The following is an 11,157-nucleotide window of genomic DNA, read 5'->3' on the forward strand; positions in this document are numbered from 1 at the left end:
ATCCATCATGAAACGCAAATACATCATCTCAATCGGCCTTCTGGCAGTGATCTTGCTGATCGCTTTTAAGCTAACGGCCAACAAAAAACAGCTGGATCAGAATAATCAGCCTGAGAAAAAAGTGGCGGTAAAAATTCCTGTGAAGTATGCGGCAGCGAAAGAACAGGTTTTGGAAGTAAGCATTGTGAAAACAGGTAATCTGGCACCTTACAAAGAGTCAAAGGTGATTACAACCAGCAGTGGTATTTTGCAGAAAGTTCGCTTCGAACTGGGAGACCAGGTTCGTCAGGGGCAGGTATTGGCTATGATGGACAACAGAACGGCCCAGCTGGATCTCCAAAAAGCCCAGAGCAGTCTGGCCAAACTGAAAGCGGATTTACAAACCTATACAGAGCTTTTTGAGGGCAAGGCTGCAACCCGGGAAAAAGTAAACGAGATCCGTCAAAACTATAACGATGCACTGGTTGAAGTTGACCAGATCAAAAAACAGATGACGGATGCCTCGGTGAAAGCACCGACAAGCGGTATCATTGCTGCTAAAAATCTGGAAGAAGGTGTTTTTGCGAACGCCGGTTCTGAAATTGCCACGATCGTAAATTTGTCACGTACAAAGGTGCAGGTGAATCTGACGGAAGCTGAGGTGTATCAGGTTAAACAGGGACAATCGGTAAAGATTACAGCTGACGTATATCCTAATGCGGTTTTTACCGGAAGGGTATCTTTCATAAGTCCACAGGCCGATGTAACGCATAATTACATGGCGGAAATCATGATTGATAATGCACAGAATTCGCCGTTGCGTTCAGGAACTTTCGTGTATGCCGATTTTTCGCAAAAATCAAAGGAACAGATTCTGGTTATTCCCCGGGAAGCGCTGACAGAAAGTGTTAAAAATGCCTCGGTTTATGTGATCGGGCAAGACAACCGGGTGGCGTTGCGGGCGGTGCAGCCGGGAAGGGAAACCGGCGGAATGATCGAAATAATCACCGGGCTGAAATCCGGCGACCGCGTGGTGACCTCGGGGCAGATTAACCTGAAAAACGGAAGTGAAGTTAGTTTATCTAATTAATCAAAGAACATGTCAATATCAGAAATAGCCGTAAAAAGGCCTTTGCTAATCGTGGTAATATTTACTGTGCTTATCCTTTTCGGGTTGCAGAGTTATACCTTGCTTAACTATAATCTGCTGCCTAAAATGCAGGTTAATGTAGTCAGTGTCAGTACTGTTTATCCGGGTGCATCCGCCGCGGAGGTGGAAAGTTCGGTAACCAAAAAGCTGGAAGATGCCTTTGCCTCAATCGAAGGTCTGGATCAGATCAGCTCAACATCGCAGGAAGGGGTATCACAAATTTCGGTAACCCTGAAAAGTGATGCCGATGTGGACAAGGCCGAACGTGATATTCAGCGTAAAGCCGATCAGGCGCAAAATGAATTGCCTCAGGATATCGACAAGCCGCTTGTCAACAAGATCAGCCTGGAAGAAACGCCGGTGATTAAAGCCGGTGTAACGTCAAAACTCGCTCCCCGGGATTTGTATGACCTTATTGATCTTCAGGTTCGCCCGCTTCTTCAGAACATTCCCGGTGTCGGACAGGTGAATATCATCGGCGGCGACGAGCGTCAGATTCAGGTAAATATTGACCAGGCTAAACTGAAAGGTTATAATTTAAGCATTGCGCAGGTAACGCAGACCGTCGCAAAGGCAAATCAATCTTTTCCCGCCGGTCAGATTGAAACTAAAAATCAGCAGTTCTCCATCCGTTATGATGCCAATGTAACTTCGTTAGGACAGATCAACAAACTGATCGTTGCAAGGGATAGAAAAGGAGGGACGGTCTATCTGGAAAATGTGGCCGAAGTGGTGGACGCAACAGCGAAGACCACAGCCATCAATCATATCAATGGTATTCCGTCGATTGGTATTCAGCTTGTTAAGCAAACGGATGCCAATGCGGTGGATGTCAGCCGGTTGGTTAAGGAAAAATTCACTTCATTGGAAACGCAGTTTAAATCTCAGGATGTTAAATTTGAAGTTTCCAGTGATCAGAGTACGTATACGCTTTCGTCCGCACACGCCGTGATGGAGGATCTTGTGCTGGCGATTATCATTGTCGGACTTGTTATGCTTGCCTTCCTGCACAGCGTTAGAAGCTCGCTTTTTGTTCTGGTGGCTTTGCCCTGCTCCATTATCCCGACGTTTATTGCCATGTATTTTCTCGGTTTTTCACTGAATATGATGTCCCTGATGGCTATGTCGCTGGTTGTTGGAATTCTGGTCGATGACTCGATCGTGGTTTTGGAAAATATTTACCGACATCTGGAAATGGGTTCGGATAGAAGAAAAGCAGCCCTCGACGGACGTAGTGAAATTGGCTTTACAGCCCTGGCTATCACGCTCGTCGATGTTGTCGTGTTTCTTCCATTGGCACTTTCCGGTGGTATCATCGGCTCTATTCTTCGGGAATTTTCACTGGTCGTTGTGATCTCAACCCTGATGAGTCTGTTTGTTTCCTTTACCATCACGCCGCTTCTTGCCAGCCGTTTTGGCAAACTTGAAGAATTGAATGCAAAAAGCTGGTGGGGGAGGCTGAACCTTGGTTTTGAGCGGATTATCGATCGGCTGAAAGATGATTATGCTTACTTATTGGAGATTGCGCTGGGGAAAAAACGCTGGTTGTTATCAGGCGTTCTGGTACTTATTTTTGGCTCTGTGATGCTGTTGGCCAAAGGCTTTATCGGAGCTACTTTTATTCCAACATCGGATCAGGGGGAGCTGATGATCAAGATTGAACTGGATCCGTCGGCGACCATTTATCAGACGAATATGATCACCCAGCAGGTGGAAAAGATGGTGATGCAGAAACCCGAAGTGGTCAATGTTTTTTCAAGTATTGGTTTTGTTTCGGGTAGTGTTGCAGGCGCGGCTAATAACGGAAATTTGGCGGAACTGACTGTAAGTCTGGTAGATAAAAATAAAAGAAACTTTTCTCCGGGTGAATTCGGGCTGAAAATGCAGCGGGAAATCAGTGCGGTGATACCGGGGATCAAGGTATCTTCTTCGCCGACAAGCATTTCCGGACAAAGTCAGGCGCCGATTCAGGTCGCTGTAAAAGGTGTTGATCTTGAGCAGGTTCGGGCGGTGGCCAGTCAGTTTAAAGATACCATAGCCAGTATTCCGGGAACCCAGTTTGTTGAATTATCGGTAAAAGATCAAAAACAAGAGGTGGATGTAAAGCTTGATCGCGAAAAAATGACGTTGCTGGGTCTCGATGCCAGCCAGGTTGGTGCTGCGCTGCAAAATGCTTTCAGCGGGGACGATAAGAGTAAATTCAAGCAGGCGGGTAACGAATATGACATTAAAATTGGCCTTGACCAGTATAACCGTTCGGAGATTGGGAACGTTAAAAACCTGTCTTTTGCCAACAGCGACGGTCAGAGTTTTGTACTAAGCCAGTTTGCCGAAGTGGGCGATGCGCTGGGCGAGAGTGTGTTGCAGCGAAATAATCGTCTCAATGCGATAACGGTTAATGCCAACGTAGTAGGCCGTCCGGTGGGATCTGTGGCAGACGATATTAAACTTAGCGCCAGCCACATCAAATTGCCTGAGGGTATTACAATTGAGTATCTGGGAGAAGTGAAAAACCAGGGGGACGCATTCAGCAGTCTTGGACTGGCGTTGGTAACGGCTATCCTGCTGGTTTATCTGATCATGGTTGCGCTTTATGAAAGTCTGATTTATCCGTTTGTGGTATTATTTTCGATACCGGTTGCGCTGATCGGGGCATTTCTAGCCCTTGCCCTGACGATGGAAACGCTTAATATTTTTTCTATAATCGGCGTCATTATGCTGCTGGGGCTGGTTTCTAAAAATGCCATTCTGATTGTTGACTTCACCAATGAGTTGAAAAGCAGAGGACATTCGGTTAAAGATGCGCTTATTGAAGCGGGGAAAGAAAGGCTTCGCCCCATCCTGATGACGACATTGGCGATGATCCTGGGCATGCTGCCGATCGCGCTTGCCAGCGGTCCGGGTGCCGAAGTTAAAAACGGAATGGCCTGGGTGATCATAGGCGGTCTGACGAGTTCGATGATTTTTACCTTGTTTGTGGTACCCTCTGTTTATCTGATCGTTGAAAAACTGCTTGTTCGCTTTGGCAGTAAGCCACAACCCGAACCCGTCATGGCGCTGAATACTTAAAGCCGGAATCAGAGATTTGAATCGGTTTTGACGGGATAAGGCAGTGTTTTTGACTATGTCTCCGGGGTTAACTTATGAAGATAAGTTAACCCCGGAGACATTTTTCTTGTTTCCAAACGGCATAATTTTCAAATGCCTAGCCATCTTTCGCACCGGTATTATTTTTAATTAATTTTTTGAAAAATGGATAGGGGGAAGAGCGTTCTGTCTTGTCATGGATTTGTAGCCTCAAAAGATTATTACAAACCAATTAAGTCGCTGAATTTCAACCTCCATCTGGGCCGGTGTGCTGTGTCTAATAGGCAGAGGCTGCCAAGGATTTGAAAGTTGAAAAATGACAGGATCAGGTTTTCATGAAGGGGCTGGCTAGCACCATGATATTTATCCCGATTGTGTTTGGTTTTTGTCTGATCACCAAAGCATGATGATCCGGTTTGGCTACGAAAAAGTGTAAAGTATTAATTCAAGAAGCCGTCAAAAATCTAACCTAATTTATTAACAATGAAAACGATCATTGCTTGTGCCCTTTTGTGGGTAATCGGAATTCCTGTGTTTGGCCAGGGCCTGAAATATCAGCTGAGCCCAAAAGCACTGGACTCGTTAAAATTCGTGCACTATCGAATGGCTGCCTTAAAGTACCCGAGTATCCGGCAAGCGTCCATTTCAACGGATTTTGTTGCAAGTGCGAATGTGAATTCAAAACTGCTGGGGGAGGATCTGTTTGAGGGCCAGGCACAAATCACAAGGGTTAAAGCGCATTTTACAATACCCGTGGTGTCCTGGGGAAAGAATACAATAGCCTCAACATTGGGGATTACCAACCAGCATTTGAACCTGAACCGTGTCAGTAGTTATACATCCCTTCTTGGTGTAAAAAACATGAAAACGGATCTGACCACGCTCAATTTCATTGCCAGTTTTACCCGAAGTGATTCACTGTTTAATAAACCCATCACGCTGGGCGTCGCGGCATCCGGACTGGCTAATACCTCATTTGACCGGACAAGAATGGTTTTTACCGGATTCGCATCCATTAATCTCATCAGAAACCCGGTTTCGAGCCTGTCGGTTGGGTTGGCGCTGATCAGTGACCGTTCATCGATGACACCCGTTACTCCGATCATCAGTTATTCCCGTAAATTCTCTAACCTGGGCATGGAATTGCTGGCGGATATGCCTTCAAGGATTATTCTTAGAAAAGAATTGTCTGCCCGAACTTTTGTGTCGCTCGGTTCTGAGCTGACGGGCAATTTCTTCTTTTTCAATGTGAACGATTCGAGCCTGCCTGCGAATGCCGTTGGCACTACATTAATTATCAAGTCCGGGGTGACTTTGGAGCATTTAATTTCCAAAAGTATCGTTGTCGGTGTCAATGCGGGTTTTTTCACAACGCCGTCCACCAAAGTGATGGGTGATAAGGCGCGCCCGACAGATTATTTTATCAAAACTAAAACCACAAACGAACCCTATCTCAACCTGACAGTTTCGTTTCTACCATTCTGGAAAGGACTGAAATTATAATTTAAATACCTAGCCCTGAAAGGGCGTCATCCCTCACCACAGGGCATCGCCCTGTGAGGTATTGATATTGAGGTATTATCTTGTCATGCATTACCCCTGTGAGGCATTACGGATGCCCCGATAGCCAGGCCAGGAATTGGGGCGTCTTCTCTTTGCTTACCGTGATAATGTCATGGAAAGGAATCGAAACGGCAACGGAGAGCTTTCGGGAAAGGTAGCTCGAAGCGTTCACCACACTTTTTCGGTTTAAAAGACACTGTCGGTTAGCGCGAAAAAATCCGGTACCGGTTACCTTTTCCAATTCATCCAGATTGCTTTTAGGGTAATAAATTTTGTTGTCAAAAGTAACCAAATGGGTAATTTCATTTTCGACGTAAAACAAAGCAATGTCGTCGAGTTTTACCGGCATGATCACGTCTTTGTAATAAACCAGAATCGCCGTTTGCCTGGGCTGATATTGATTCGAGATCTCCTTAATCAGCGACTGGAAATAGCTGTCGTTATTAGCCGGTTGAACATTTCGCAGATTATTAAACTTTTTGAGTGCCGCCTGGACGGACGTCAGTGTGAAGGGTTTAAGCAAATAATCGATGCCATTTGCGTTGAATGCATTTAAAGCATATTCATCAAAAGCCGTACAAAAAATGACCGGTGTGGTGATCTTGATTGCTGAAAAAATATCAAAACTCAGGCCGTCGCCTAGCTGTATGTCGCTGAATATTAAATCCGGAGGGGAATTTTTACTGAAATAGCTCAGGGCCTCTTTGACAGATGGTAAAACCGCAATGATCTCGCTTGCCGGTGCAGCCTGAATAATCGTGTCGGCAAGATCATCAGCAGTCCATTTTTCGTCCTCAATGATTATAATTTTCATTCTCATACATTTTAATAGTTACCGAAAAACTTTCAGCGCTCTGTTTTATATCGATCTTATCACCCGACAACAGTTTGTATCTTTCAGCAAGATTCGCCAGACCCAGGCCCGTAGAAACTTCCTTATTGGATTTTACCTGAAGGTTGTTTTCAACCGTGATGAAATCGCCGTCATCCGAGACATTGATTTTTAATGGATTTTCTTCTGTCAGTGCGTTATGCTTAATCGTATTTTCCAGCAAAACCTGAATGGAAAAGAATGGCACAAATTTGCTTCTGGCCTGCTGAGATACGTTTATATTGTATTCGATCGCATCGCCAAACCTAATTTTTTGCATTTCCATATAGTCCATGCAAAGCGTTAATTCCGTTTGCAAGGAAGAAATTTTGGAGGCGTGGTCGGAAATGGAGGCCCTGAGAAAATTGGCTAATTTGGTGAGATAGAATTCGCCCTTTTCCGTGTCTTTTTTATAAAGGGATTTTAAAATGGTCAGGGAATTAAAAAGAAAATGAGGATGTATCTGCTGTCTTAACAGAAAGTTGGAAGCCTCACTGACAGCTGCTTTTAATTGCATATTTTCAAGTTCGGCCTGCGTCTTGCTATGCTGGAGAAGCACCTGGTTTTGCATCACGATCATCAGGGTGCTGAAAATTACATACGACACAAAATGAGTAATGATCATTCGTTGATCCGATAATTCATTTTGCTTCCCGGATAGTATTGAAAAAGATATAATCAGTATTGCGTAAATACTCAGACTTAGTATCGTGCCGAATAAATATCTGAAAAATAGCCCCTTTTTATGCGATTGGGGATATCTTGCCCGCCAAAAACGGAGTGTATAAATGTTCGACAGCCCAAGCAAGTAAATCATAATGCAGCCACGAATGAAGGTCATGACGACAAAGGTTATCGACTCAACCTTGCTGATGATCAGTATGACAAAGACAAACAAGTTGATGAAAATTGTCATCAACAGGTTAAGCCGGTACAGATTTTGAAGTGGGAGCGATGCGTTCATGCTGAAAATTAGCAAAAATTAAGCGTTTACTTTCAGGGTTTCCGATTGAAACGGACAAAATTGATGGTGACGGGCGCCATTTGTTTTGTCTGTGCACATCTCGCAAACCAGTCTGCTCATGAACCCAGGTAAGATTGATGCCTTTGTAATACAAAACGATTCGCCCGACATAGCAGACGAATCGTTTAAGAATTTTATCAAATAAAACTGACCCGGTATCGCTCGGGAATATTTAGGGTTTGCCAATAACGGTCACAATACTTTTTGCGGCAACCGCAAATTCTCCCGTCTTGTTAATGCCCACTGGCACCATATCCGATTGGGCGGATGTTTGATAAATCCGGTTTTTTACCGTGGAAGCGGAATAGTTTAATTTTACGGGTATGTTCTGACCAGTCGGGTTCACGATCACGGTTACCAGTTGGTTGTTGGTGTTTTTAAATGAAGAAATCAGCAGTTCGGAATGATTTGTAACATCAATTCTAACCGCGCCCGGCTGAATGAAACGGCTGTACTGGCCCAGCGCCCAAAGCATTTTTGAAGTCTGGAAATTACCGTCCGTTTTATTTTTATCAACGTAAATCAGGCCGTCTTTGTAATCATAGGGCGAAAGTGCGATCCACCAGTGCCATCCCGAAGCGTTGGCGTTAACGAGGTCGTTATGGATTACGCGCGCCACATAAAGCGCCGGATCAATCCCCAGATCTTTCCCTTCTCCCTTGATATCTCCGTTGTTATCGCCCAAAATACAGTACTCCGACATCCAGTATTTTAATCCCGGGTTGCTTTGAAGAGCCTGTGCGATCTGCACCCTTTTTGTTACCCCATCCTTGTATGGCGATGTAGTAAAATAGCTGTGTCCTGAAATCACCGGCGTCAGGTTGGGCAGATTGCCGATATAGTCTGCGGATGACTTGTTAAAAAAGGCACTGATCTGATTTTGCCTGCCTTGTTTATTGAATTCGGAATAAAGATATTCGATCTGACCGGCTTCTGCCACGTCAATTTTTGTTGTCAGGTTTTTTTTGAGCAGGGAGGCGCTGAGAGATCTGGTAATCGCTGCGATTTCGTTGTTGAAAAAAGGCGTTCCTTCTTGTCCGCCGTCGCTCCAATCCCATTGAGGTTCGTTTAAAGGGCTTATGTGGTTGAAAGTAATCCCGGTTTTTTGTTTGACACCGGCAATCACATCAGCCATGTAATCAGCGAATTTTCCGAATTGCTCCGTGGAAAGATTGGGTTTGCCAGCAGTAGCATATCCTTTTTTATTAACCGTCAGCTGGACGGGAGGACTGTTGGGAAACGCGAGAAATTCGTTGATACCGCGCATTTTTGCCGCATTCATAAACCAGATCTGGCCCGCTTGTTTATTGAAATTGTACGTGCCGTCGTCATTGAGAAATCCTTCTGCACGGCGCCATTCGTCTTTTATTCCGCTGGCGTCACCTTGTTCGGCTGTTCCTGCTCCGATATTGAACCGCCATAACGAAAGGCCAATACCCTTTGGTTGTCCGTTGGCAAGCGTATCACGGCTGAAAAGAAGATCAGCAATGGCGTTCCGTTTCACATCGGGCCAGTTGCCTACAAACTGGCAGGCCCAGGCATCGGACGCTCCGAAATGGTCGATGGTCTGATACGTTTTTGCCGGATTTATGGTGATCGTCACCGATTTGTTATCATCGGGTGTCGTATTGTTTTTTTGCGGCTCAGATCCCTTACAACATGTTACTGATAGAAAAAGACTGGCAGCAATGACTGTTTTGCTGTAATGATTTTGTGGAAAATACATGTGGTTTTGTTTAGGGGAAATAAGATCGCCCTTTTCCGATGAGAAAAGGGCGATTAAAAAAGGTCAGTTAATAACCCGGATTCTGTTCAAGCTTGTTGTTGGAAGCCTGAATTTCCGAACGGGGTATCGGCAGCCAATACTGCTTGTCAGCGAAATTTCTTCCGGTCAGCGCTTCTTTTTTTGTATAAGTTAAAGCCGTTCCGTTTTTACCGATCTCGATACCGTAAGCAGGGACATTCTCAGTAACATTCGCAATCTTCCAGCGACGTACATCATAAAAACGATGTTCTTCAAAAGCAAGCTCAATGCGGCGTTCATTTCTGATTTTTTCACGCATTTGTGCCTGAGTCAGGCCGGCCGCAAGGGCTGGCATAGCCACACCGGTACGTTGTCTGATCGCGTTCACGGCTGCATACACACTTGCGTCAGGACCTGAAGCCTCATTTTGTGCTTCCGCATAATTGAGAAGAATTTCAGCGTAGCGGAAATAGATCCATGTCTGCGTGCCTGCGATATCCCACGGGTTGTCGATCGGCAGGTTGTCGTTCATGAATTTTTTAAGATAATAACCTGTCTTGGATGTGTTCCAGTTGGATGGACCGTCTTTACTATCCTTACCACCCGGGGTGTAAGTCTGAATGGTGCTGTTGCGGTACGTAGCGCCATTGTACAGAATGGTTGCGTAGAACCTTGGATCCCTGTTTTTATATGGGTCTTTCGGGTCATAGCTTGTACCCGGATCCGTGATCTTTGTCCCGTCAAGCATTTCGTAATCATCCACCAGATTTTGAACCGGCACGTTTCCGCCCCAGGCGTTGTAGCTATTAGGTCCGTTGGCGATTTCCAGACATACGTGGCGTGCGCCTTTGGTGTACAAACGCCCGAAAATAATTTCTGAATTGTTCTCAGCGGTAAAAAGATTACCGTATCCACCCGTATACAAGCTGTATTTGTTCAAATCCATAACAGCCTTGGAAGCCGCTGCGGCCTGCTGCCAGGTTGCGGCGTTGTTGTACAACGGACTTGCGCCGTAAAGCAGCAGTCTTGCTTTCAAAGCCAATGCAGCACCTTTGGTTGCACGGCCCAGTTTCCAGGTGTTGTTATCATTGGCAGCTGGCAAAAGGGCAGTCGCCTCATCCAGCTGAGCCACCGCATAATCAATACCCGCTTTGATATCCGAGCGGTTGAAGAGGTCCTGACTGGTCAGATCATCACTGATTTCGTACACTTTATCGCCAAGTAAAACCACTTTCCCGTAGTTACGGATCAGGTCATGGTAACGGAACGCGCGGATAAACTGGATTTCACCTTTCAGCGCATTTTTCTTCTGCTGGCTCATCGGTACTTTATCTACGTTTGCCAGCGCATAATTCAGCTCACGGATGCTTCTGTAACTTCTGCCCCAGAAAGTACCGGCAATCCCGGTGTTCTCCGGCGCGATTTGTCCGCGCTGAATAAGCCAGGTATTATCGTCATTGTTGTAGATGGATTCGTCGGTCACGGACGACCACATGGCGTACTCAAATCCGCGTCCAAATCCAGGCAGCGTTCCTTCTGCTTCCTTATCTGTCAGCCTTGCACCCATGTAGCGGTTCAACACAAAGGCTTCAAAAAGTACGGAATCAGACAGGATCGACGCATCCGAAACACGGTCCGTTGGCACAACGTCCAGAAAATTTTCCTGACATGCTGAAAAAGTTAAAAGCATGGCACCCATCAGCGCAGGTATTGTTATATTTAGTATTCGCTTCATAATG

Annotated in this window: 7 protein-coding genes; 3 read left to right on the forward strand and 4 right to left on the reverse strand. The window is 45.5% G+C overall.

Translation table 11 applies throughout. The features are described 5' to 3' along the window. Positions 1 to 7: 7 nt before the first annotated feature. From RB622_RS12500 to RB622_RS12510, 3 genes are all read left to right on the forward strand, one after another. Positions 8 to 1,069: an efflux RND transporter periplasmic adaptor subunit gene (locus tag RB622_RS12500; protein ID WP_308046891.1), complete on the forward strand. Its 1,062-nt coding sequence runs from the start codon at positions 8 to 10 to the stop codon at positions 1,067 to 1,069. Positions 1,070 to 1,078: 9 nt separating this feature from the next. Beyond that, positions 1,079 to 4,198 (forward strand): efflux RND transporter permease subunit, encoded by a 3,120-nt coding sequence (locus RB622_RS12505; protein WP_308046892.1) that lies wholly within the window; start codon positions 1,079 to 1,081, stop codon positions 4,196 to 4,198. A 501-nt stretch (positions 4,199 to 4,699) separates the two neighbouring features. Beyond that, on the forward strand, positions 4,700 to 5,719 hold the full coding sequence (locus RB622_RS12510) for a hypothetical protein (RefSeq protein ID WP_308046893.1): 1,020 nt from the start codon (positions 4,700 to 4,702) through the stop codon (positions 5,717 to 5,719). Positions 5,720 to 5,825: 106 nt separating this feature from the next. Here RB622_RS12510 and RB622_RS12515 read toward each other — a convergent pair whose 3' ends face one another. From RB622_RS12515 to RB622_RS12530, 4 genes are all read right to left on the reverse strand, one after another. Continuing rightward, positions 5,826 to 6,593, reverse strand: a complete 768-nt coding sequence (locus tag RB622_RS12515; protein WP_308046894.1) for a LytTR family DNA-binding domain-containing protein — start codon at positions 6,591 to 6,593, stop codon at positions 5,826 to 5,828. Then, the gene (locus RB622_RS12520; RefSeq protein ID WP_308046895.1) at positions 6,574 to 7,614 is read right to left on the reverse strand and encodes a histidine kinase; all 1,041 of its coding nucleotides are present in this window, start codon (positions 7,612 to 7,614) and stop codon (positions 6,574 to 6,576) included. The genes RB622_RS12515 and RB622_RS12520 overlap by 20 nt, the downstream gene beginning before the upstream one ends. A gap of 232 nt (positions 7,615 to 7,846) precedes the next feature. Next, on the reverse strand, positions 7,847 to 9,400 hold the full coding sequence (locus RB622_RS12525; RefSeq protein ID WP_308046896.1) for a glycoside hydrolase family 30 protein: 1,554 nt from the start codon (positions 9,398 to 9,400) through the stop codon (positions 7,847 to 7,849). A 67-nt stretch (positions 9,401 to 9,467) separates the two neighbouring features. Further along, on the reverse strand, positions 9,468 to 11,153 hold the full coding sequence (locus RB622_RS12530; RefSeq protein ID WP_308046897.1) for a RagB/SusD family nutrient uptake outer membrane protein: 1,686 nt from the start codon (positions 11,151 to 11,153) through the stop codon (positions 9,468 to 9,470). Positions 11,154 to 11,157: the final 4 nt, after the last annotated feature.

This window comes from Dyadobacter sp. LHD-138 (assembly GCF_030929615.1).
In the GTDB taxonomy this organism is placed as follows: Bacteria; Bacteroidota; Bacteroidia; order Cytophagales; family Spirosomataceae; genus Dyadobacter.

Coding starts and splice junctions, on each gene's coding strand:
- RB622_RS12510 (WP_308046893.1), top strand. CDS start 4,700: ATGAAAACGATCATTGCTTGTGCCCTTTTGTGGGTAATCGGAATTCCT.
- RB622_RS12515 (WP_308046894.1), bottom strand. CDS start 6,593: ATGAAAATTATAATCATTGAGGACGAAAAATGGACTGCTGATGATCTT.
- RB622_RS12520 (WP_308046895.1), bottom strand. CDS start 7,614: ATGAACGCATCGCTCCCACTTCAAAATCTGTACCGGCTTAACCTGTTG.
- RB622_RS12505 (WP_308046892.1), top strand. CDS start 1,079: ATGTCAATATCAGAAATAGCCGTAAAAAGGCCTTTGCTAATCGTGGTA.
- RB622_RS12525 (WP_308046896.1), bottom strand. CDS start 9,400: ATGTATTTTCCACAAAATCATTACAGCAAAACAGTCATTGCTGCCAGT.
- RB622_RS12500 (WP_308046891.1), top strand. CDS start 8: ATGAAACGCAAATACATCATCTCAATCGGCCTTCTGGCAGTGATCTTG.
- RB622_RS12530 (WP_308046897.1), bottom strand. CDS start 11,153: ATGAAGCGAATACTAAATATAACAATACCTGCGCTGATGGGTGCCATG.